At 62.2% G+C, this 22,307-nt stretch carries 22 protein-coding genes and 2 pseudogenes; 5 read left to right on the forward strand and 19 right to left on the reverse strand.

Features of this window, described 5'->3' with window-relative positions; all coding sequences use genetic code 11:
• Positions 1-27 precede the first annotated feature (27 nt).
• Positions 28-912: an Mph(E) family macrolide 2'-phosphotransferase gene (locus ACP6KB_RS02800; protein WP_000155092.1), complete on the forward strand. Its 885-nt coding sequence runs from the start codon at positions 28-30 to the stop codon at positions 910-912.
• An 83-nt stretch (positions 913-995) separates the two neighbouring features.
• Positions 996-1,274: pseudogene (locus ACP6KB_RS02805) on the forward strand (IS6 family transposase); the annotation flags it as partial.
• A 179-nt stretch (positions 1,275-1,453) separates the two neighbouring features.
• On the opposite strand, the pseudogene ACP6KB_RS02810 reads toward ACP6KB_RS02805, so the two are convergent.
• The 6 genes and pseudogenes from ACP6KB_RS02810 to ACP6KB_RS02835 form a co-directional block, all read right to left on the reverse strand.
• A pseudogene (locus tag ACP6KB_RS02810) lies at positions 1,454-2,243 on the reverse strand (IS91-like element ISPps1 family transposase); the annotation flags it as partial.
• Positions 2,244-2,374: 131 nt separating this feature from the next.
• Complete coding sequence (locus tag ACP6KB_RS02815; RefSeq protein ID WP_000131935.1) at positions 2,375-2,755, reverse strand: bleomycin binding protein BLMT; 381 nt, start codon at positions 2,753-2,755, stop codon at positions 2,375-2,377.
• Positions 2,756-2,775: 20 nt separating this feature from the next.
• Positions 2,776-3,570 carry an aminoglycoside O-phosphotransferase APH(3')-IIa gene (locus ACP6KB_RS02820; RefSeq protein ID WP_000572405.1) on the reverse strand — a complete coding sequence of 265 codons (795 nt, stop codon included), beginning with the start codon at positions 3,568-3,570 and terminating at the stop codon, positions 2,776-2,778.
• A 342-nt stretch (positions 3,571-3,912) separates the two neighbouring features.
• Positions 3,913-4,191: an EexN family lipoprotein gene (locus tag ACP6KB_RS02825; RefSeq protein ID WP_012076320.1), complete on the reverse strand. Its 279-nt coding sequence runs from the start codon at positions 4,189-4,191 to the stop codon at positions 3,913-3,915.
• The gene (locus ACP6KB_RS02830; RefSeq protein WP_442111935.1) at positions 4,188-5,120 is read right to left on the reverse strand and encodes a LysR family transcriptional regulator; all 933 of its coding nucleotides are present in this window, start codon (positions 5,118-5,120) and stop codon (positions 4,188-4,190) included. Before ACP6KB_RS02830 ends, ACP6KB_RS02825 begins: the two co-directional genes overlap by 4 nt.
• A 3-nt stretch (positions 5,121-5,123) precedes the next feature.
• Positions 5,124-5,984, reverse strand: coding sequence for a DMT family transporter (locus ACP6KB_RS02835; protein ID WP_232108967.1), 861 nt, complete (start codon positions 5,982-5,984; stop codon positions 5,124-5,126).
• On the opposite strand from ACP6KB_RS02835, the gene ACP6KB_RS02840 reads away from it, so the two are divergent.
• Positions 5,965-6,696: a helix-turn-helix domain-containing protein gene (locus tag ACP6KB_RS02840; RefSeq protein ID WP_198421454.1), complete on the forward strand. Its 732-nt coding sequence runs from the start codon at positions 5,965-5,967 to the stop codon at positions 6,694-6,696. The two genes, ACP6KB_RS02835 and ACP6KB_RS02840, sit on opposite strands and share 20 nt — an antisense overlap.
• Before the next feature lie 43 nt (positions 6,697-6,739).
• Here ACP6KB_RS02840 and ACP6KB_RS02845 read toward each other — a convergent pair whose 3' ends face one another.
• From ACP6KB_RS02845 to ACP6KB_RS02885, 9 genes are all read right to left on the reverse strand, one after another.
• The gene (locus ACP6KB_RS02845; RefSeq protein WP_442111938.1) at positions 6,740-8,713 is read right to left on the reverse strand and encodes a relaxase/mobilization nuclease domain-containing protein; all 1,974 of its coding nucleotides are present in this window, start codon (positions 8,711-8,713) and stop codon (positions 6,740-6,742) included.
• Between the two features lie 448 nt (positions 8,714-9,161).
• A complete protein-coding gene (locus ACP6KB_RS02850; RefSeq protein ID WP_003092304.1) occupies positions 9,162-9,749 on the reverse strand; it encodes a S26 family signal peptidase in 588 nt (195 codons plus the stop codon).
• The gene (locus ACP6KB_RS02855) at positions 9,746-10,303 is read right to left on the reverse strand and encodes a DUF2840 domain-containing protein (protein WP_023093372.1); all 558 of its coding nucleotides are present in this window, start codon (positions 10,301-10,303) and stop codon (positions 9,746-9,748) included. Before ACP6KB_RS02855 ends, ACP6KB_RS02850 begins: the two co-directional genes overlap by 4 nt.
• Positions 10,300-10,563, reverse strand: coding sequence for a hypothetical protein (locus tag ACP6KB_RS02860; RefSeq protein WP_000147048.1), 264 nt, complete (start codon positions 10,561-10,563; stop codon positions 10,300-10,302). The genes ACP6KB_RS02855 and ACP6KB_RS02860 overlap by 4 nt, the downstream gene beginning before the upstream one ends.
• Positions 10,560-11,198: a ParA family partition ATPase gene (gene parA / locus ACP6KB_RS02865; RefSeq protein ID WP_003092312.1), complete on the reverse strand. Its 639-nt coding sequence runs from the start codon at positions 11,196-11,198 to the stop codon at positions 10,560-10,562. The genes ACP6KB_RS02860 and parA overlap by 4 nt, the downstream gene beginning before the upstream one ends.
• 241 nt (positions 11,199-11,439) lie before the next feature.
• Positions 11,440-12,285 carry a replication initiator protein A gene (locus ACP6KB_RS02870; protein ID WP_022652188.1) on the reverse strand — a complete coding sequence of 282 codons (846 nt, stop codon included), beginning with the start codon at positions 12,283-12,285 and terminating at the stop codon, positions 11,440-11,442.
• A gap of 26 nt (positions 12,286-12,311) precedes the next feature.
• Positions 12,312-12,596 carry a helix-turn-helix transcriptional regulator gene (locus tag ACP6KB_RS02875; protein WP_001247107.1) on the reverse strand — a complete coding sequence of 95 codons (285 nt, stop codon included), beginning with the start codon at positions 12,594-12,596 and terminating at the stop codon, positions 12,312-12,314.
• A 111-nt stretch (positions 12,597-12,707) separates the two neighbouring features.
• Positions 12,708-13,478 carry a DUF2285 domain-containing protein gene (locus ACP6KB_RS02880; protein WP_003092318.1) on the reverse strand — a complete coding sequence of 257 codons (771 nt, stop codon included), beginning with the start codon at positions 13,476-13,478 and terminating at the stop codon, positions 12,708-12,710.
• Positions 13,479-13,820: 342 nt separating this feature from the next.
• Positions 13,821-14,168, reverse strand: a complete 348-nt coding sequence (locus tag ACP6KB_RS02885; RefSeq protein WP_016487838.1) for a DUF2958 domain-containing protein — start codon at positions 14,166-14,168, stop codon at positions 13,821-13,823.
• Between the two features lie 287 nt (positions 14,169-14,455).
• On the opposite strand from ACP6KB_RS02885, the gene ACP6KB_RS02890 reads away from it, so the two are divergent.
• A complete protein-coding gene (locus tag ACP6KB_RS02890) occupies positions 14,456-14,749 on the forward strand; it encodes a helix-turn-helix domain-containing protein (protein ID WP_006379425.1) in 294 nt (97 codons plus the stop codon).
• A 312-nt stretch (positions 14,750-15,061) separates the two neighbouring features.
• On the opposite strand, the gene ACP6KB_RS02895 is transcribed toward ACP6KB_RS02890, so the two are convergent.
• The 4 genes from ACP6KB_RS02895 to ACP6KB_RS02910 all read right to left on the reverse strand — a co-directional run bounded on the left by ACP6KB_RS02895 (position 15,062) and on the right by ACP6KB_RS02910 (position 19,400).
• Positions 15,062-15,376, reverse strand: a complete 315-nt coding sequence (locus ACP6KB_RS02895; protein WP_001273857.1) for a DUF736 domain-containing protein — start codon at positions 15,374-15,376, stop codon at positions 15,062-15,064.
• 775 nt (positions 15,377-16,151) lie between these two features.
• Positions 16,152-16,361, reverse strand: coding sequence for a hypothetical protein (locus ACP6KB_RS02900; protein WP_022580212.1), 210 nt, complete (start codon positions 16,359-16,361; stop codon positions 16,152-16,154).
• Between the two features lie 61 nt (positions 16,362-16,422).
• Positions 16,423-18,492 (reverse strand): ParB/RepB/Spo0J family partition protein, encoded by a 2,070-nt coding sequence (locus ACP6KB_RS02905; RefSeq protein ID WP_000994919.1) that lies wholly within the window; start codon positions 18,490-18,492, stop codon positions 16,423-16,425.
• A gap of 80 nt (positions 18,493-18,572) precedes the next feature.
• On the reverse strand, positions 18,573-19,400 hold the full coding sequence (locus ACP6KB_RS02910) for a DUF932 domain-containing protein (protein WP_003092327.1): 828 nt from the start codon (positions 19,398-19,400) through the stop codon (positions 18,573-18,575).
• Between the two features lie 392 nt (positions 19,401-19,792).
• Between ACP6KB_RS02910 and ACP6KB_RS02915 the strand changes: the two genes are divergently transcribed.
• Complete coding sequence (locus ACP6KB_RS02915) at positions 19,793-22,249, forward strand: ATP-binding protein (protein ID WP_001223964.1); 2,457 nt, start codon at positions 19,793-19,795, stop codon at positions 22,247-22,249.
• The last annotated feature ends 58 nt before the right edge of the window (positions 22,250-22,307 follow it).

Raw genomic sequence — 22,307 nt, forward strand, 5'->3', positions numbered from 1 at the left:
TATTGAACTCTTTAAAGGAAATTAAAAATGACAATTCAAGATATTCAATCACTTGCTGAAGCACACGGCTTGTTGCTTACGGACAAAATGAATTTCAATGAAATGGGCATTGATTTTAAGGTCGTTTTTGCTCTTGATACAAAGGGGCAACAATGGTTGCTGCGTATTCCTCGTCGTGATGGCATGAGGGAACAAATCAAGAAAGAAAAACGCATTTTAGAATTGGTAAAAAAACATCTTTCTGTAGAGGTTCCTGATTGGAGAATTTCATCTACAGAATTAGTGGCTTATCCCATACTTAAAGATAATCCTGTTTTAAATTTGGATGCTGAAACCTATGAAATAATTTGGAATATGGACAAAGATAGCCCGAAATACATAACATCTTTGGCAAAAACCTTATTTGAAATCCATAGTATTCCTGAAAAAGAAGTTCGGGAAAATGATTTGAAAATTATGAAACCTTCAGATTTAAGACCTGAAATAGCAAACAATTTGCAGTTAGTAAAATCTGAAATTGGTATAAGTGAGCAATTGGAAACCCGCTACAGAAAATGGTTGGATAATGATGTTCTATGGGCAGATTTCACCCAATTTATACATGGCGATTTATATGCTGGGCATGTACTAGCTTCAAAGGATGGAGCTGTTTCAGGCGTTATTGATTGGTCAACAGCCCATATAGATGACCCAGCGATTGATTTTGCTGGGCATGTAACTTTGTTTGGAGAAGAAAGCCTCAAAACTCTAATCATCGAGTATGAAAAACTAGGGGGTAAAGTTTGGAATAAACTATATGAACAGACTTTAGAAAGAGCAGCGGCCTCTCCTTTGATGTATGGTTTATTTGCCTTAGAAACTCAAAATGAAAGCCTTATCGTTGGAGCAAAAGCTCAGTTGGGAGTTATATAATTTAAAAATATGATTGCTGAGGCACTGTTGCAAATAGTCGGTGGTGATAAACTTATCATCCCCTTTTGCTGATGGAGCTGCACATGAACCCATTCAAAGGCCGGCATTTTCAGCGTGACATCATTCTGTGGGCCGTACGCTGGTACTGCAAATACGGCATCAGTTACCGTGAGCTGCAGGAGATGCTGGCTGAACGCGGAGTGAATGTCGATCACTCCACGATTTACCGCTGGGTTCAGCGTTATGCGCCTGAAATGGAAAAACGGCTGCGCTGGTACTGGCGTAACCCTTCCGATCTTTGCCCGTGGCACATGGATGAAACCTACGTGAAGGTCAATGGCCGCTGGGCGTATACGGATAGGAAATTCAACCGCATGAGGCCAAGTATGGCGCGAGTTTTGGGCCTCGAAACACGTTCGGCCAAGGAAGGTTGAGCGCTCGCTTGCCGCTCAATGGCAAGAGCTTGGGAGGCAGTATGCATTTGGGCCTGGCGCGCGCGCAGCTGCTTCCCCGCAGCGATGGATACCGCCGCTTCACTGGGTCACCAATTGACGCGCTGGTCTACCTCGTCGGGTTGAGCTGCCAGATCCCAATCCGGCTCGCCTTGCGCACCATCATCCACCGGCGCGTCGCAGCCCTCCCACAGCGGTGGCCCGCGTGCCGGGGTGATGTGCGGGGGGGGCAGACTCCACCCCGATGTGGTTCAGGATGTGGCGGATTTCGGCGCTGTGGGTGATGAAGGCAATGATGCGCATCTGCCCACCGCACATGGGGCACAGCAGCGGAAATGCCTCGTAGATGCGGGCAATCAGCACCGCCCACAAGTAATGCGCCGCTCGCTTCGGGCGTGCTTCAGGTTCGGGTGTGGGTGTGGCCGCGTTGCCCGGCGCCGCCACCCCAGGTACGCCCGCGCCAGGTTGTGCAGTCTCCACCGTGGCTGGTTGCGACGCAGCAGGCTGAGCCAGCGCCGTTACCGCCGCTCTCAGCGGCGAGTTTGGTGCCAGCACACCAAAGTAGCGGTGCCGGTGGGTGCGTGGCGGTGGCACCAGCGCGGCGATGCGGTCGATCAGTTCCAGCGGTGTGAGGTGCAGCTCATCTGCCTTGGCACCACGCTTGTCACTGGTGGGCTCGCTGCGCTGTTTGGCACAGCGGTACACCAGTTTGCTTCCCTCTTTGCGTAGGCGCTCCATGGAAAACGGTGGACGCGCGCAATAGCGCAGCAGCCGCTCCAGCGCAGCGCGGTCGTGGGCTTCGATGCACACCCCCGCATCCACCGAGAAGCCGCTGTGTTTGTAGCCCAGCATGTCTTTGGCGTCACAGTTCTCCAGCAGCATCGCCGGCATGTCCCCCTGGCGGACGGGAAGTATCCAGCTCGAGTGGGTGGTGAGCAGCTCGCCGTCGCGCAGCAGGCGCCAGCGCTCCATCCACGCAGTGACCTCAGGCGGAAAACGGGAAGACACACTCATGAGATGCCTGCAAGCAATTCGTTCTGTATCAGGCGCAGGAGCGTCCCGTCCGGGTCGACCAAAGCGGCCATCGTGCCTCCCCACTCCTGCAGTTCGGGGGCATGGATGCGCGGATAGCCGCTGCTGGTTTCCTGGATGCCGACGGATTTGCACTGCCGGTAGAACTCCGCGAGGTCGTCCAGCCTCAGGCAGCAGCTGAACCAACTCGCGAGGGGATCGAGCCCGGGGTGGGCGAAGAACTCCAGCATGAGATCCCCGCGCTGGAGGATCATCCAGCCGGCGTCCCGGAAAACGATTCCGAAGCCCAACCTTTCATAGAAGGCGGCGGTGGAATCGAAATCTCGTGATGGCAGGTTGGGCGTCGCTTGGTCGGTCATTTCGAACCCCAGAGTCCCGCTCAGAAGAACTCGTCAAGAAGGCGATAGAAGGCGATGCGCTGCGAATCGGGAGCGGCGATACCGTAAAGCACGAGGAAGCGGTCAGCCCATTCGCCGCCAAGCTCTTCAGCAATATCACGGGTAGCCAACGCTATGTCCTGATAGCGGTCCGCCACACCCAGCCGGCCACAGTCGATGAATCCAGAAAAGCGGCCATTTTCCACCATGATATTCGGCAAGCAGGCATCGCCATGGGTCACGACGAGATCCTCGCCGTCGGGCATGCGCGCCTTGAGCCTGGCGAACAGTTCGGCTGGCGCGAGCCCCTGATGCTCTTCGTCCAGATCATCCTGATCGACAAGACCGGCTTCCATCCGAGTACGTGCTCGCTCGATGCGATGTTTCGCTTGGTGGTCGAATGGGCAGGTAGCCGGATCAAGCGTATGCAGCCGCCGCATTGCATCAGCCATGATGGATACTTTCTCGGCAGGAGCAAGGTGAGATGACAGGAGATCCTGCCCCGGCACTTCGCCCAATAGCAGCCAGTCCCTTCCCGCTTCAGTGACAACGTCGAGCACAGCTGCGCAAGGAACGCCCGTCGTGGCCAGCCACGATAGCCGCGCTGCCTCGTCCTGCAGTTCATTCAGGGCACCGGACAGGTCGGTCTTGACAAAAAGAACCGGGCGCCCCTGCGCTGACAGCCGGAACACGGCGGCATCAGAGCAGCCGATTGTCTGTTGTGCCCAGTCATAGCCGAATAGCCTCTCCACCCAAGCGGCCGGAGAACCTGCGTGCAATCCATCTTGTTCAATCATGCGAAACGATCCTCATCTGGCTCATATATCTTCGGTCAGCGCCGGATGGGCAAAATACCAGGCAACCCGACTGGCGAGGAATCTGATTGCAGGGGGGAAGATATGGTCATTACGTAAATTACTCGCTCAGTCTCTCGCCAAAACAAGAGATCTTGAACCTCCAGGCTTCGCAGTCCCTCGTACAACCGGAGACAACATCCAAGCGATAGCGCGGCTCGGTTTGAGGGCATGCAGGCGGTGGACCAAACGCAAGTTCACCAGCCTGACATGCATCTCCGCATTCTCTTATTGGCAGGACGCTGATCATAGTCACGATCCTTGAAACGCTCAACCACGTAATGCTCAAAATTTTGGTGGTTCCTTCGGCGGATTGTATGGCGTTGCACCGTCGCCATAGAACCGCTTGCGTGTGGCTTCGGCGACCCGGTTGCACAACACGTCGCCCAGCCTGGGGCGATCGGTCTTGCACTGCTGGCGCAGTTCCTTGAGTCGTTCAGGGTTGGCGGCCAGTTCCTCCACCGTCGGAATATTCGCCTCCGAAATGTTGGCCTTCTGAGGCGCCTCGGACTGGCCGCAGGCAGTCATCGCGGCGAACAGTAAAAGCGGGATGATTCTTTTCATGGCGCAGGTGCATCCGGGGAATCAGGGCAATGCTTGGGAGCTTCCGGCGATTCGATGGCCTGCACGCGCTCGATGAAGCGCGCCAGCTCATTGGACGGATCGCCCTCAAGGCGCAGCAAGTAGGTCGTCAACGGCGGCACACGCGATGCTAGTGGCCGGGCCACCACGCCCGGCTCGCGGCTGGCGGCAATGTGCGCCTCACCAGTCAGGCCCAGCGCGAAACCTGCGGAGACCAGCGCCATCATCAGATCGCAGGAGGCCACCCGCTCGGCAATCAATGGCTCCATGTCTGTCCGGCGCAGCACCCGTTCGACGTGCTTGGCAAGACCCTCGCATACCTGTGGGTCGCACAGCACCAGCGGGTAGCGCAGCAGTTCATCCAAAGGGATGCGTTTGTGGGCCAGTAACGGATGCCGCGCGGGCACCGCCACCATGAGCGCATCGCTCCATGCGGGCGCGGTGACGATGCCGTCGCCCACTTCATCGGACTGCGCAAACCCCACGTCGTACAGATCGTCATGTAGACCTTTGATCTGCTGAGACAATGGCACCTCGAAGAACCGGAGTTCAACTTCGGGTTCTTCTTGGCGGCACAGCGCCAGCAAGGCAGGTAGCCGCGACGGCGTGATGCCGTCGGACAAGGCGATACGCAACTGGCCGTGGAAGCCGTTGGCGGCCGCCTTCACGCTGTCGCGCGCCTGCTGCAAGGCGGCGAAGACGCGCGGCACATGATCCAGGAACAGCTTGCCCGCACGGGTCAGGCGCGTGCTTCGCGTGGTACGGGCAAACAGCACCACGCCCAGTTCTTCTTCTAGCTCCTTGATGGCACGCGACAGCGGTGACTGCTCGATGTGCAGCCGCTCGGCCGCACGGGCGAAGTGAAGTTCTTCGGCGACCGCAAAGAAGCAGCGCAAGTGGCGTAGTTCCATAGGCTAAGCGTTTCTACGATCCAGATGGAAAAGGTTCCATCCGAGATTCATCCCCGCCACGGCAGCCAGGATGGCGACGGCCCCGACGATCTGCATCGCGCCCAGCAGGTGGTCGAATGCCCAGGCATCGACCACGATGGCGACGATCGGATAGACGAACGAAAGCACCCCCACCAGCGCGGTCGATATCTTCTGGATCGCGCCGTACAGCAGTGTGGACATCAGGCCGGTGTGGATGAAGCCGATGGCCAGCAGGAGGCCCCAGGCATGGGGCGAGGATGCGCCATCGGGCCAGAGGGCAAACGGCGCCAGAAGCACGCTGCCCACGATCATCTGAATCACGACGATCACGTGCGGTGGAACGCCCTTGAGACTCTTGGTGATGGCCGCGGCGATGGCATAGAAGAACGCGGCCGCCAGTGCCAAGCCGATGCCGGCCAGGTAACCCGGAGCGTGCGAGCCGGCCTGCTGGCCGCCGATGACGATCAGCACGACGCCACCGAAGGCCACACCCAACCATCCGAGCTTGTTCGCCGTCAGCTTTTCGCCGAAGAACAGCGCCCCCAACGCCACCAGCATGAAGGGCTGAGTGTGGTAGGTCACGGTGGCGACAGAGATGGAGGCGTGCGAGTAGGCGGTGAACAGCAAGACCCAGTTGGCGATCAAGGCCACGCCGCCCAGCGCAGCCAGTCCCGCCTGCCTGGCGTCGAGTACGCCCCGGCGCAGCAGGCCCAGGCCAGCGCAGGCCAACAGCATGGCAACCGCCCCGAATGCACAGCGCCAGAACACGACGGAAGCGGCCGGCATCCGTGTTTCGAGCACGAACCAGCCGACCGTGCCGGATATGACCATCGCCGTGGTCATCTCCATGATTCCCCGAGTTTTGGTGTTCATTGGCGGTGAAGAAAAATCAAATCGATCGACGAATAGAACAATTGACCGATATGATGATCAGAAGCATATCGTTCGTCAAGTCGAACGATCGTTTGTTCTGGAGAACACAATGACGCCCCCTTCCCAAACCTCCCCGCCCTCGCCAATCGGCCTGCTGGCGGCGTCAATCAAACGTGAACGAGAGCGTTTGGGCCTTTCCATTTCCGAGTTGGCCAAGCGGGCCGGCATCGCCAAGTCCACGCTGTCGCAGCTTGAAGCGGGTGTCGGCAACCCGAGCTTGGAAACGCTCTGGGCCTTGGCTATGGCGCTGGACGTCCAGGTGACCCGGTTGATCGCCCAACCGAGAAGCCGCGTTCAGGTCATCCGCGCCGATGAAGGGGCCACCGTGGCTTCGGAACAGGCCCACTACGCGGCCACCCTGCTGGCGGTCTGCCCGGCCGGCGTTCAGCGTGATCTCTACCGGCTCGTGGTCGAGCCTGGAGCGCCACGGCTGTCCGATCCGCATCTCCCGGGAACGCTCGAACATGTCGTCATTTGTCACGGACGTGCCAGGTTGGGGCCGGTCGGGCACCCGGTAGAGCTGTCCGCAGGCGACTATGCGAGCTATTCGGCTGACGAGGCCCACATGTTCGAGGCGCTCGAAGCCAGAACCACCGCCGTCATGTTGATCGAGCACACGTGATGCCCGACAGCCGATCCCGTGCGGCTAACTGAATAAATGAGGTTCAGGAAATGGCCGACCCTCTCTGTCGTCCCACCTCCCACGACACCCCGCCGCCGCGCACCGCTGCGGCGATCTGCTGCCCCAGCCGTTGTTCGATCACCGGCCTCCACGGCACCAGGCTGAAACCCATGCCGTCATCGAGCATGGCGTAGCGTCCGCTGGCGAGCATGACAGAGCGCCGGTAGATGCCGGCCACGCGCTGCCCATCGGCCACCGGGCGATGTTCCAGGCCGGTTTCGGCAGCAATGTCCTTCGCAGCCTGCGCCAGTTCCCGGTTGCGCAACGTGCCCAGCAGGTTGCGCGCCAGGATCACGCGCTGCCCGCGACGCTCTGCCAATCCCTGTTCCGCCAGGAAGTCGGCGCGCTGCTGCATCGCCTGCTTGGCCTCGCCACCAAAGCCCAGGTCGCCCAGGCCCGAGCCGCCGCCGATCAACTGCTGGTCAAGCCAGGTGGCCCCGATCACGCGGGCCTGCCGCTCTATGGGCAGGTGCGATTTCAGTTCAACGGCCACGCCGCCCAGGCGCTGCGCGTCGTAGCGGCGGCCCTGCTCGGCCAGGTCGTCCGGCACCTTCCATAGCCCTTCGGCCACGCGCTCCACGATGCCGGCCCGGCGCAGGGCTTCGAGCCGGCGGACGTGGACCGCGACGACTTCCTGCGGATCGCGGCCCGGTACGGCCTGACCCTGCGCGATGGCGAGGTGATGATCGGTGCGGTACAGGCCACCGCTCGCCAGTGCGGCGATGTTCTTGTCGGCGGCGCGCAGGTCGGCCGATCCCTTCACCTCCACCACGGCACCGGCTGGGTAGTTCGCCAGCTCGTCGCGGGCGTTGAGCGCGACGTAGTGGGCCTTGCCATCCACCCCGTCGATGACCAGATAGCCCCGGTCTCGCAGCTCGTCGGCCAGCCCCTTCGCGGCCACGCGGCCGAGGATGGTTCGGCCGTCGTCTCCCGGCTCGAACACCGCCAGCTCGCGCGGCTCGCCGCGCATGGCCCGCTGCATGGTGCGGATGATGTCGCCACGCTCGCCCAGGACGCGCAGGGTCTTTTCCGCGTCGGCATGGACGGCCCAGGTGCCGGGCTGCATTTCGTCGGCCAGGCCCAGGCGCTGCAAGCGTTGTAGGCGGCCGATCAGCAACAGGCGCTGGCGTTGCAGCCGCGGTTTGTTGAAGCGTTCGATCTGCACCCAGCCATCCTCGCCGGCCTCGCGTTGCAGGGTGCGATCCAGGCTCGTCCATCGCTCCTGTTCCACCTCGCGCTGCAAGGTCTGCTGGATCTCCAGCTCGGTGCGTGGCCCTAGCCATTCGGTCGCCAGTTCGGCGGCGCGATGGCGGAAACCGTGCGCGATGTAGTCGCCCGCGATGATGAGGTCTTTGCCGGTGTCGTCGCGCCCGCGCACGACGATGTGCGTGTGCGGGTTGTCGGTATTCCAGTGGTTGACCGCCACCCAATCGAGGCCCGTGCCCAGGTCGGCCTCCATGCGGCCCATGAGGTGCCGCGTGTAGGTGCGCAGGTCTTCGAGTTCCGCGCCATCCTCGGGCGAGAGGATGAAGCGGAAATGGTGTCGGTCGTCGGCACAGCGTTCCTTGAAGACGTCGAGGTCGGCCGCATCGGTCTGCGGCCCGTAGGATTGGCCCGGCTCGCCATCGCGGCCCACGCCATCGCGCTCGATGTAGCGCAGGTGCTTGGCGAGCGACTGCGGGCTGGCCTGGCGCTGGTTGACCAGCAGCGTCTTGATGGTCACGCGCCGCGACATGGGCGTGAGCTTCGCCCCCGCGAAGCGCGCCGCCGTATGGCCCCGCCCGAGGCGCGAGCCGGGCCGCTGGCCGGTGCCACGCGCCGACGCCGGACGGCGCACCGAGGACTTGCCTCCGCTGGCCTTGCCCGCCTGCTTGAGCACCTTGGAGACGAAGCCCTGGCCCCGGTTCTTCGGGGCACTGGGGCGGATGCGGAAATCGTCGTCGCGGCGGTCGGTCATGGTTATGCCCTCTGCAAGCTCCGGCGTGTCTGGTCGTGCAAAGCACGCGGACATGCCTGCATTGGCGCGGGCCTCGCGCCACAAGCGGCACGGCGGCAAAACCGTTCCGTGCCGCGCAACCCCCATGTGCAGACTGGCTTTCGACGCGGCCCGGTGCCGCGTCCTTTTGTCTTGCCTTCCGCCTTTGCCCCTCGCTCCCGCTCCGGGCATCGGCGGCCCGGCGGCGCTGCTGCACGAGCAGCCAGCCCGCCGGCGAACACGCCAATGGCCGCAGGCCAGGCGCGTTCGAGGCAAGACGCCTGCACGTTGGGCGGCTGCGCCGAAGGCAGCGCGAAGTGCGGTGCGAATGCACCCGCACTGCACGCGCGACGACACGGCGACGAACAGTAGAACGACATGCCCGATGGCACGATGAGAGGCGCGGCAAAGTGCAGCGAATCGGCGGCCATCATGGACGTGTCTCCAGCCAGATCGGATGCGCAACGCCGATCACGGCGAACGCGCTGACCGGCCCGAAATAGCGGCTGTCGAACGACGCCGGGTTGGTCGCGCTCAACAGGAACAGTTCGCCCGGTTGGAGACGGCGGCAAAGCTGCAAGGATGGCAGCGGCCGGCCCAGCCGGTCGGCAGGCAGGGCGGCGGCCACCGGCACGCCGTCGATGCGAACCTGGCCGGCGACGATGCAAACGTGTTGTGGCGCGACTGCGCCCACACGTTTGAGCAGCGGAACGCGGGTCGGCAGGTAGCCGCGCTGCGCAGCCAGCATGGCGGCCCTGTCGGGCAGCGGCATCAGCACGATGCTGTCCACGGACAGCGGACGTGGCCGCGAGGCGGTGCGCGGGTCGAACGGTTCGATGCGATACCAACCGACCGCCACGCTGTCGGACGGGTTGTAGGCCATTCGCGGCAGGGGCTGCACGAACGCCGCCCAGGCCAGCGCAGCGAGGCCGACGGTGGCGAAGCCTGCCAGCACGAGGCGAGCGCGCAGGCGCGAGCGAGGATGCGGCACGGGGCCGGTCGTGGAAATCGTGGTCATGGCAATGCCCTCCCGGCCAGCCAGGCGGCGTGCCGTTCTGCGGTGTATGTGGGTAGCGCCGAGCGCGCTGCGAGCCGGTTCGCGAGCGTGCGCCAGTACGCGGGCGATGTGTCTGCGGCTGCGATGCCCAGCGCCTCGATGCCGTCGATGCGTTCCAGCACGGCGCGCACGTTGGCATCGCCTTCGGCGTGCAGCAGCAGACGCGCGCCCGGCTGCACGCCGGGGATGCGCTGCACGGCGTCCAGCGGCGTGGCGGTCTGCATCACCATGAGCTGCCAGCGGATCGTGCCGTAGTCGTTGGCCTGCCAACGGATGCGGCACAGAACCGCGTTCGGCAGGAACACGGCGCAGCGCCGCCAGCGGTCGAGCTGGAGCGTGCGCGCCGGTTCGCCGAAGCGCAGGTAGAGCTTGAAGCGCGGTTCGATGTAGGCCAGCGCCACGCGCGTCAGCGGCACGTTGCCGGCCTGGCCGGCGAGTGTCGAAGGCGCCGGCGGCGGCGCAGCCGTGGGCGCACTTGCTTTGGGGGTGTGGGCGGTCGAAGCGGATGCGTTCACGGCGTGCCCTCCGGGGGAAACTCCCGCTCCAGCAGGTCGCGCAGCAGTTCGGCTACGGTCACGCCTCGCGTGAAGGCCGACACCTTGATGCGCGCCCGCATGGCGGGCGTGATGTCGAGCGTCAGTCGAGCGGTGTAGAGGTCGCCTTTCTGCACGGCATCTGCGTCGCCCTGGCGAATCCACGCTTCGGCGTGCGGATTCGCTGGGGGACGCGCACCGATGCCGACGCGCTTGCTGCGTGGTGGTGGCTTCCCAGTCATGTCGGCCACCGCAGCAGTTCGTCGGTGAGCGCGGCGATCTCGCGGGCAGCGGCGCTGTCGGGCGCGGTTTCGCGGGCGAGCCGGCCAGCGGCTACGCTGTCGGCAAAGACGATGCGCTGGTGGATCTCCGAGCGCAGCGCGGGCAGCGGCTGTTCGGCCAGCGATTGCCGTGCCTCCCTGCCGATGATGGTGGTGCTGACGCGCCGGTTGATGACGAAGGCCGCGCGCAGCGCTGGCCGGAACACCTGTGCTTCGCGGATCAGTGCGACCATCTCGGCAGAAGCCCATACGTCGTAGGGGCTGGGCTGCACGGGGATCAGCACGCGCTCGGCCGCCAGCAGCGCGGAACGCGCGAGGGCGGCGATGCGCGGCGGGCCGTCGATGATGATGTGATCGGCCCGCCTGGCGAGTTCTGGCGCTTCCTGATGCAGCGTTTCGCGGGCAAGGCCCACGGCGCTGAACAGACGGGGCAGGCCCTGCTGGCTACGCCGCTGCGTCCAGTCGAGCGATGACCCCTGCGGGTCGGCATCCAGCAGGATGACATGCAGGCCGCGCATCGCCAGTTCGCCGGCGATGTGCGTGGCGAGCGTGGTCTTGCCGACGCCGCCTTTCTGGTTGAGAAACGCGAAGATCATGGCGCGGCCCTCCGAGCTGGAAAGCCGGCCTGGCCGTGCCGTTTCGTGGTTGTCCACCGAAACGGCGCGCTTCTACTAAAAGTTATGTATTTCTTGTTAGGTAAGTTAGAGGGAACGCAAACCCGCGCCGTTGTTGGCTTTCCGGCGTTTTCGTACTCCTGATAGCACGAGGGTCGTACTCCTGATAGCACGATACCCGGTACTCCTGATAGCACGAGGCCGTCCACAGGTTCTCCCGCAGTTATCCCCGTGCCGCGTGCGGCACGGGCCGGAAGGTCAGCAGCTCGGTGTTGTCGTCCGGCATCCGCTCGATGCCGAGGACGTAGCCGGGCAACGACTGCCGCGCCACCAGGGCGCGCACGTCGTAGGCGAAGTCCGAGAAGCGGGCCGCGCTGCCGGATTTGCGGTACAGGTGTCGGAAGTCGAATTGCCAGCCGTGCTCCTGCCGCCCGCCATGCTTGCGCACCAGGCGGTACAGCCAGCGTTCGATACCGCCCTTCAAGCGGAAATAGGCCGGGTCGATGGTCAGCACCAGGGCGGCGTCGAGCACGCCGGCATAGAACCAGTCCGGCAAGATCAGCTCGATGCCCAGCGGGGTGCCGCTGGCGTCGGCGAGTTCCTTCCACTCGTTGATCCACGAGAAGCGATGCAAGCGCCTTCCCGTGGTTTCGCGGATGGACGTGGCCACCGTGGTCGATTGCAGCCGGTCGAGGGCGGCCTTCAGGCGCTGGTAGTCGTTGAGGGACGTGCCGCGCCCGATGAAGCGCAAAATCTCGTAAGGCGTGGCGCGTATCCAGCGCGACGGGCGCAGGCCCGCGTCGCGCGCCTCCACGATCTGCGAGGCGGCCCATATCAGCACGTCGGCATCCCATATCGTTGCGATGCCGTGCTCCTGCGTGCCTTCCACGCGAATGGTGACGTTCCCGCTGCGGAAGTCGATCGGCGCCGTGCGCCGCGACTTGGCAAGCGAGAAGAACGGAAAGGCCATCAAGTCCTGGGAATCGCGTGGCGCCATGTCGCCCGGCAGCGCGCGGAACAGATCGAGCTGTTCGCGCTGCGGCAAGGCTTGCCCTGGCGGGCTGGACATGGCGAAGGCCACCCACGCGCCGACGATCAGCGGCCATCACGGTAGTCGCCCGCGTGGCGCTCGGCGTATTCGGGATCGGACGTGGCCTCGTAGCTGCGCTGGTCGGCCCAGGCATCGAGGTCGGACACCGCGTACATGACGCGGCGGCCGAACTTGCGGAACTTGGGGCCGCCGCCGATCACCCGCTGCTTCTCCAGCGTGCGCGGCGACAGCCGCAGGTAGTCGGCGGCTTCGTCGTTTGTCAGGTAGCGTTGAGGCTGCGAGGTCGCAGTGACGGCAGCGGCGGCAGGCCGCGAGGGAGCAGGTCGCATGGGATGTACCTCCATCAAGCCCGGCCACACCACGCGGCCGGATAGAGGCACTCTCAAGAAAGCAAGGCTTCTTGCTAAGGGACGATTCGCACGGGTCGAGAAACGTCCCCCCTAATGCGACGGGAACATTGGAAGCTGCGCTAGTCGGCGGTAGCCGCCGTGCATCAGCTCATCGCCGCGGCGTACCAGCCGCCGTACGCGGGCACGCAATGCACTGTCTTTGTGCCAGTCGGCCGCGACGGCATCCGCGCCGAACAGACCTTCGCCCACCTCGCGCAAGGAGGCTCCCGCGAGGGTCGCGTCGAGCGCTTGCAAGGTATGCAGTTCCAGCAGCGCGGCGGGCGTGGGGCGGGAGCGGGCTGTTGCCACAGGCGTGGCCACGGTTGCGGCAGATAGCGCATCCAGCTTCGCAGCGAGCGTGCGGTAGCGCGCACAGGGCGTGGCGCAGGCGCGTGTGGCGTAGAGATAGGCCGAACCATCTTCCAGGTCGGGTGCGAGTGCCAGCCGAACGCAGCAGCCTGGCCAATGCGATACGAGCACCAGGCGCTTGCCGTCGTGGGTCAGTTGCTTGCGCCCAGGAATGCGCCAGAACTCGAAGGTATGCGCATCGGGTGGTGGGTCGGCGTCGGGGTATAGCTGCACCACGGCATCGTGATCGGGGAACCAAGCAGGATGTGCGTCGCGCGCATCCAGGCCGGGATCTTCCAGCAGGCGCAGGCCCCAGGCCTGCGCCGCATCAGGCTTGCGACGCCGGCGTAGCCAGTCGCGCCGGTAGCTTGGATTCCTGCGCAAATACTCCCAAGCCAGCGCTGGGCCATCGAGGTGCAGCGTGTAGAGATACGCGGCCGTGGGATACCAGTGTTGGCTGCTGCGGTCAGTCATGGCGAAACCTCCCTGTTTCTGGGAACGTCGCCACAATTCCGCTGTGCGGGAGCTATCGAATCGCCATCAAGTGGTCATCAAACTCGGGTTACGCTTTAACTGCTGGTGTCAAGACAGATTCGCTCCAGTGCATTGCCGAAATCGTCTAAATGCGACGACTGCACCGCCCGGAAATGGGGTGCAGCATTGAACACCGTGCCGAATCTCGCGCCTGGCATCATGACTGTTTTGGTCAGGAGCGCACCACCCTGGTGCAAGCATGCGGATCAAGACTTGCCAGGTCTTGGCTAAGACCGAAATAGTCACAATGCGATACTTTTTGCCTGGTCGCGCTGGAATGCGTCAATCGGTGATCGAACCGTTTTCCTGAGCCAGTCGAACGTATTCCGACAGCGGCCGCGTCGGCTGGAAATACCGATCTCGTATCACGGGCTGCTTGAGCGGCCCGACGATGGACGCCAGATCGGACAGCTTCACCGTCGCCAGGGCAGGCATCCCGATCCCGAGGTCGATCAGGCCGTAGGCCGTATCGCCATCGGTCGGATCGAGCGCGGCCAATAGCCAGGTCGCATGTGCGTCCGGTGTGAACAGGCGCACCACGGGCAGCGGGTCACATTCCTGGCCTGCGGCGCGGGTGAGGCCGTGGGCCAGTAGGTGCACCCGGTCTTCCTCGGTGACAAGCGTGGTCAAGGCCGCGCCCCTTCCACGAACACACGCAATCGCCGAGGCGCATCTGTGCCTGCGGACGGATGCACGTATGCGCAAGCGCACGAAGCCGCAAAAGCGGAGAGGCACGAAGGCGTATTGGTGGAAGTCAGGAAAGACACGGATGCGGTTCCCTGGGTCTGAGGAAATCCGCAGATGCGGATCTCCGTAAAAGCACGGAAAAGGAAAACATCACCACCAAATGAACACTATAGATTGTAGTCCTATAGGGCGCAATGGGCTGTCATCTTGGTTTTTTGGGGAAACCATAGGTGGCAGCGAAGAACTCATTGGCAGCGGCGATTCGGACGGTAAGGAAGGCGCGTGGTTTGAGCCAGGAAGCGTTCTCCAACGTGTCCAGTCGCACCTACATGAGCACGCTGGAGCGCGACCTGAAAAGCCCAACCATCCAGAAGCTGGCCGATCTGTGCGAGGTCATGGAAGTGCATCCGCTCACGCTGCTCACATTGGCTTATGCCGGTGACAGCACCCGCGAAGCTGATGAATTGCTGGCACAGGTGCGCCAGGAACTCAGGGCGATATTGGAAGAGCCCGACACGCCTTAGCGCGTTGGCGTGTGGTACTGAATTGCAGCAAGCGGAGCGCGCAGCGCCGCAGGCGCGAAGGCGTGAGGGATTGAAGCCGGATGGCCGTGACGGCTTGCCGGCACGGGGCGAAGCCCGAAAGCCCGGCGGCGCTTACAGCGCCGACACGCCACACACCGCTCGTTGACACGGATTGCGAGCCACAAGGCACGCATGCAGGCCCGCCGTGACGGGCGTATCCAGCACGCGGCAGCAGCAGAAATCCTGCGCGTGCGGTGCTGCGATCAGCAGCATCGCGCCCCGCCGCAGTGGGCGGGACGCGGTAAGCGGCTGTCAGGCCGCCTTCGGCTTGTTGCGCGACCAGATCAGGTCGTGCGTGCCGTCCTCGTTCTCGATCAGGCGGGCATAGACCGTCGCCGGGAACGAAGGGTCGTCGATGGATACGGACAGGTATTCCCGCCCGGCCTCGCTGGTCTTCTTCCACGCTGCGCCGACTTCGTGGCCAGCCGCTTGCAGGTGGAAGTCGGGGGCGTTCTCGGTGTCGCCCTTGTCGTTGGGAACCAGCTTGACCTTGACGTTGAGCGTCAGGGTGCGAAGCGTGCCGGTGAAGCCGTCTTTCTCTGCGGTGAAGGTGCCGATGTTAGCCATGATGTTTCTCCTTTCGGGTTGAACAAGGTCGCGCCAGTGCGTCCTTGTTGTGATCCGGCCGGCGGGGGATGGGCTGGTCGCACCGCACAGCGGTCGCAACAACGTGGAGAACCTGGAAGCGAAAAGAATTTGTCCCGCGAGGAATGCGCGCAGCGCAGGGGAAATTGTTTTCGCTGCAAGGTTGCGGCCATCAAGCACAAGGCGCAGCCGCGCCACCGCCAGGATTCACAACAAGACAAGGACGCACAGGCCGCCCGCTCCCGAATGGAGACGTGGCCAACTCGGCATCCCCGCGTGACGGCTGCACCGGCTTGCGCCCTGACGCGGGCCAGGTCAATGCCCCGACGACAAGGCCAGAGCGCCCCTGCCGCAGCTCACGGCCACATACTGAGGCGTGGTGTGGAAGCTCCATAGAAGCGAGGCTGGGCGGCGTGTCGGTGAACCGTCTTTCGTGACGTACAGACAACGAACCGCCAGCGTCGGGGACGGCACGCTTTCGTGCAACCTGCCGCAGCAAGCCGGGGCGTAGCCACACCAGCCCCGCCCATTGCGGCGGGGCTCGGTCGAATCGTTGGCGGCGCGATGCGCCGCCACACTTGCTGGCTTCGTGGATTTCGCGCACGAGCGCCCTTGTGCGTGGCCCCATCGCCGCCTGTCCGAAGGCGGCGATGGGGCGTTTTGGCTTTGAGCAGTGAAACCGGGCGCGGCCACCGCCGCGCCCGGAGTTTTCGACCACCGGCCCCAAGGCGGCACGGCTTGGGGCCGGTGCGGCTCGTTATTCCTTGGTTTCGATGATCCACCACACGGCGCGCGGCAAGGCGCGGCCCGTGAGGGGATGCAGATCGGTCAGGTCGGCGCGGGCCGTCCAGCCACGCGGCGGACGGTAGCCGCGCACGTCGCCGTCGCCGTGCCAGCGGCGGGCGCGCACCGTGCCGGAGGCATAGGTCGCAGCTATGCGGGGGCGGTTTGCGGGTTGGTGGGTCATGGCAGGCATCCTCAACATGAAGCGCCCCGGCCGGAACCGGGGCGCTATCTACGGTGCGAAGTCACGCGGCCAAAGCCTCGGCCTGCGGCTGGTCATCCGCCACGGCGGCCACTTCTTCCTGTGCTTCGGCTTCGCCATCCGCCGGCGCGTCCTGCCCGGTCTGCTGCGGGCCTTCGGAGCGGAAGATGGCGGGCATCCAGCCGGTGCCAGCGGCCAGCCGTTCGGCTTCGCTGGCAATGTCGCCCTTCTTCAACTTCGCCAGTCGGGTGACGTGCGAGGGCGCGAACCCGCCAACGGCTTCCAGAATCGCGGCCTTCGGCACATGCCGGAAGTAACCCTCATTGGTGGGCTGCCACCACGCGGCCATATCCAGCCCCACGGCCTGCGCCAGTTCCGCGCCGGGCTGGTGCGGCGTGGCGCGAGGCGTCACCACGTCCACCGTGGAAGCTAAGCACACGGCCAACAGCCGCACCAGTTCATCCTGTGATTTCGCCAGCAGCGCGGCGAACAGTTCGGCGCTGTCCTCCGGCAAGGTTTCGCCTGCCACCTGTTGCAGTTCGCGCAGCGCCACGGCGGCGGGTGATTCCGGCCAGTCCGGGGCCATGCCTTCCAGCCGGTCTTGCACCGTGAGGCGCACACCCAGCGGCAGGTCGTGCCCGTAGTGCCTTTCCTGCAAGACGGTCTGCACCATGCCATGCACCACGGCGGCCAGCGCTGCTTGCGGATGCCGTGCAACTTCGATTTGCAGCGCAGCGGTACGGTGCGCGCTCAACCGCTGCGCCAGTCGGTCAGACATGGCGGCGGTCTTGGGCTGCTCGTCGTCCTCGCCTGCGTCCTCGTTCGCGGCTTCGCCTTCGCTGCCGAAACCCTGCCGCAGCCGCTCCAGCGTGCGCAGTGCCTTGGCCTCCGCTTCGCGCAGCAGCCCGCGATGAATCGCGGCCTGCCCGTCGCGGTCGATGGTGACAATGGCACCGGCTGCGGCCTTCACGTTGGCCGCATAGTCCAGCAAGCCATCTTCCAGCGCCTGCAACTGCTCGCCCAGGCGTTCGCCTTCTTCCTGCAAGGCATCGGCCTTTTCCTCGTCCTCGTCGTCCAGCGCGGCATCCACCGCCTCGGCCAGTTCGTGCAGCTTGGTTTGCAGCTTCTCGATGCGCTGCGCGTCGCGCTTGTTCGGACTGCGGCGTTCCCTTGGCGCACGCTGGAAGGCTTGCAGATCGGCATGGGTCATGCCCGGCGTGGCATCCACCCACGCCCAGCCCTCGGCCTGCACCTTGGCGGCGATACCTGCCAGCTTGTCCTGCGCCAGCCGTTCCAGCAGTGCGGCATCGGTCAGATACACGCCTTTGTCGCCCTCCGCGAACAGGTCGCGGCGGATGCCACCGCCTTCCTGCTCGTAGCCGTCCAGCCCGACAAAGCGCACCAGCGGATGCCGGTAGGCGTCGATTTCGCGTTCGGTCAGGCGGTCGCGCAGGTTGTGCGGGCCGCGCTGCCATGTGGGCGCATCGTAGAACGCGGCTTCCTGCGCAGCATGGTCGTCGGTGATGGCGAGGGCCATCAACTGGTCAAGGCTCACGGCCTCGGCCCGGTAGTCGGCCAGCAGGCGCGGCGACACGTTGGCGAGTTTCAGACGGCGCTGCACCACCAGCGGCGTGACGCTGAAATCCGCTGCAATGTCCTCGATGCTGCGGCCTTCGGCCACGAGCGCGGCGAACGCCTCGAACTGGTCGGCGGGGTGCATGGCTTCGCGCTGCACGTTCTCGGTGAGGCTGGCCGTGCGGGCGGTGCCATCGGCCACCAGCAGGCAAGGCACCTCCCATTCCTTGCTAATGCGGTGCTTTTTCGCCAGCAGCTTCAACGCTGCGAGGCGACGGTCACCGGCCACGACCTCGTAATGCTCGCCATCGGCGGCGGCAATCACGATGAGGTTTTGCAGCAGGCCGACACGCTGGATGCTGGCGGCGAGTTCGGGAATGGACATGCGCGGGGTCTTGCGCACGTTGCGGCCAGTGGGACGCGACACCAGCCGCGACAGCGGAACCAGAATCAGGTTCTTGGTCGGATCAGCGGCTTCCAGCGGGATAGCGGCGGCGGTGTTGATGGCGCGGGCTTCGGTTTGGGTAACGGCGTTCATGGTGATAACTCCTATCGGTTCAGGGATGCAGCAGCGAAGAAAGCGACAAGGGCTGCTGCCTGCCCCTGCCGCGTGGGGATTCAGGCTTTCAACTGGCGCATGCCATCGGCCAGCAGCCAGAGGGCGCGATTTAGTCGGATGTTTTGGTCGATGCCCTGCACCGGGCGGGTTTGCTGTCGGCGCCCGTTGGCGCTGCGGCCACGCAGCCCGCCTTGGGTCAGGTTTTCTTGGGTGCGGTTGAACACGCTCCACAGGTCGGGGCGGCGGTCGTCGAAGCGGCGCGGCATCAGGATTTGCGATTCCGTGATGGGCGCGGGCTTGTCGGGGTCGTCGTACTTGAGGGCGAGCGCGGCGCGGGCGAACACTTCGGATTCGCCATCGTCCAAGGTGATGCCGCGCATGGCATCGCGCGATTCCTTCACCCGATCGAAACCGCTCAAGACTTCGTAAGCCCCCTCAATGACCAGACCGGCCACGTCGCCTTTATGGGGCACTCGCACATCGGCCACGGTGTTGCCGCAGACAAGGCCATTGCTGCACACGAACCGGAACATTCCGGCCAGCATCTGATAGCTGCTGGTGCCGTCGTGCGAGTTCAGCAGCACGATTTCGTTGGCCTCCGCGCCGTTGATCTGGCTGGCATGGCGCAAGCGAATCATGTGTTTGGTGTGCTCGCGCTTGCCTTCGTCGCGCACGCGGGTTTGCGTCACCATGAAAGGCTGGAAGCCTTCTTTGCGAAGCTCGGTCAGCACGGCGGCGGTGGGGATATAGGCGTACCGCTGCGAACGGCTCTCGTGCGGGGCATCCGCGAAGATGGACGGGGCCACGCGGTGAATCTGGTCGTCGGACAGCGGGTAATCGCTGCGCAGCGAGGGGGAGCGGAAAGCGAAACGGGATGCGAGTTGCATGGTCTTTCTCCTGACAAAAGAGGTTTGCTGTTCACACCGCACACCGGATTTCTAGATTCGGAGCCCAGCCTTTCGGCTGTTTGGTGCGGTCGGCACGAGGAACCCGGTTGGCCCTGTTGCCACCGTCTTTCCTGAGTTCATCGCCCGCGCCCAAAGGAGCGCGCGGACGGGGGCCGTCAAGGAGCCAAGCGCAGGGTTGGTGCGGCCCGCAGGCGCAGCCGAGGACACGGCCCTGCGCGCCTTGACGGCACACGGTCGCGGGCTACGGTCGCGGGTAAGGTGATGAAGTCAGGGGAGACGGCTGGACAAGGCAACGGCCATCCCTTTGTGCTGACCGCACGCAAGCGAAGCGCGCAGGCCCGAAGCTGGAAGCCGGGCCGTAGGCGTCAGCGATGCGGAAGGCTGGCGAAGCCAGTCCCGCCAGGGATGAGCGACTAGCGAACCTGGAGCAGCGCGATCCGCGAAGCGGAGACGCAAGAGGACTCTTCGTTTACCATTTGTTTCGCAAGCAAATGATGGGAAAGCAAGAACACGGAGATATAGAGATGATTGTCTGCATCAACCGCCTCAAACAGTTCGGAATCTTCAGCGACTTCAATGGAACGAAGATCCAAAAGTTCGGCCGGTACAACCTGGTCTATGGTTGGAATGGAACAGGCAAGTCAACGTTATCGAATCTATTCTCTTGCTTTGAGCTTCGCTCGATGGTTCCCCGCTTCAGCACGGGCCAATTTTCAGTAGTTCTGGAGGATGGCTCAACGATCACGGAATCCACACTCCACTCATCCCAATTGAATATTCATGTTTTCAATCAACGCTTCGTGCATGAGAACATTGATTGGGACAAATCCGTAAAGAGCATCCTTCTTATTGCGAAAGAGAAGATTGATGACTTGCAGAAGCTGGAGAAGCTGAAGAGCGAGCTTCAGTCGAAAAAGAAGGCTCACGACGACAAGCAAAGCGATATCAAGAAGCAGCGTGAGGCATTAGAGAAGTTCCTGACCAATGCTGCCAAGAAAATGAAGCTTGGACTTCAGGCGATTGATACGAGCGACAGTTATTACTTGAATTACGACCGCCGCAAGCTCTTCAACTTCATACAGAATAACGGCGAGACAATTATCAAGGCGGAGTCGGTTCTTCCAGATGAGAGGGTTATCGACCTTACGAATGCCGCCAAGCCAGATCAGCTTCCAAGCATTGCTTTCGCCTCAACGGCCATTGAGCCGGACTACTTTAAGAAAGCGGCGGGCCGCATCAGAGATTTGATTGGGACTACGGCGGTCAATCAAGCAATCCAGCGGCTGACCGATAACCCGGAAATCCGCGAATGGGTTCAAGCAGGCTTGGAAATCCATAAAAACCACGACTCGCAATCCTGCGAGTTCTGCGGCTCTCCGTTCGCCCAGCTTCGTGCCGAGGCGCTTGCTGCCCACTTCAGCAAGGAGTTCACGGAGTTTCAGAGCCGACTTCAGAACGCGGCGACATGGATTGAATCTCAAGGCGCTCCAGCTAATCAGTTTCCCGCATCGACCGAGTTTTATAAAGAACTATCGGCCGAGGCAGAGAAGCTTCAAAAGGACTACGCAACTGCTGCTGAAAAGATCGACCAGCAAATCGACGCCTGGCGGGAAGCCCTGAAGGCCAAGATCACAGACCCTGGGAAGACAGACATTCAGATCTCGGATGTGGTTGAAGACGATGTCACCAATTTCAATGACATCCTGAAATCGATTGTTGCTCTCGTTGGAAAGCACAACAATAAGACTTCAAATTTCAAATCTGAGACCTCAAAAAGCAAGGTGGCACTGGAGCTTCACTTTGCTGCGGCTGAGGTGCAAGAGTTTGACTATGCTGGAAGTGAGAAGAAGTGCAATGACCTTGAGTCAGAAGCAAAGAACGACCATAAGGAAATTGAAAAAATTAGTCTAGAGGTCGGAGCCATAGAAGCGGCGCTCTCGAATGAAACGGTCGGGGCAAAGGAGTTCAATGACATCCTGCATCGCTTCATTGGCCGCTCTGAGCTTTGCCTGAACTTCAATCAGAAGAAGAAAGGCTATGAGATCATCAGAAACGGGGTTGGTGAGCACGATGGGAATTTGAGCGAAGGTGAGAAAACTGCGATTGCATTTGTCTATTTCATCACGAAGCTCAAAGAAAATGGAAATAACATCAAGGATACGATCGTCGTCGTTGACGATCCGGTCTCAAGCTTTGATTCTAATCACTTGTTTCACGCCTACTCGTTTTTGAGAACGCAATGCACTGAAGCCAAGCAACTTTTTGTGCTGACTCACAACTTCACTTACTTTAAGCTAGTGAGAGACTGGTTCACTGGCACCAATAGGAATCGAGTCAAAAAAGGCAACGCCGAGAATTGCTTCTTTTATCGCCTGGATGCGCCACCTGGCTCCCCTCGTCACTCCCTACTTGTGGATGCCGACGACTCACTCAAGAACTACGGTTCCGAGTACCACTATATCTTCAAGAAGCTCTACGAATATAGGGCGCACACAACACTCAATCGAGATGAGGCGTTCTTGACCGCCAACCTCGCCCGAAAGCTTGTTGAATCGTTTTTCACCTTCAAATATCCAAGGCGTCGAAGCGACATTAGTCAATTGATGGAGGCTGGCCTAAAAGATTGCACCATCACGACACCAGAGCTTAAAGAAAAAATCTACCGCTTTATCAATAAGTATTCACATAGCGACGTTATTGAGATAACAGAGGAATCCGCAGAAAACTTGGCAGGCGAAAGCCACAGCGTCATCGGGAACATCTTCCAGTGGCTGGAAGAGGTGGACAAGAAACATTACGACGAGATGATTCAGGTTGCGACGGCCTGAGCATCAGGCCGCGAGGGCCATAGCTATGCCACCAGGCGCAGCAAAAAGGGGCCGAAGC

Source organism: Pseudomonas sp. NUPR-001, assembly GCF_052147955.1.
In the GTDB taxonomy this organism is placed as follows: domain Bacteria; phylum Pseudomonadota; class Gammaproteobacteria; order Pseudomonadales; family Pseudomonadaceae; genus Aquipseudomonas.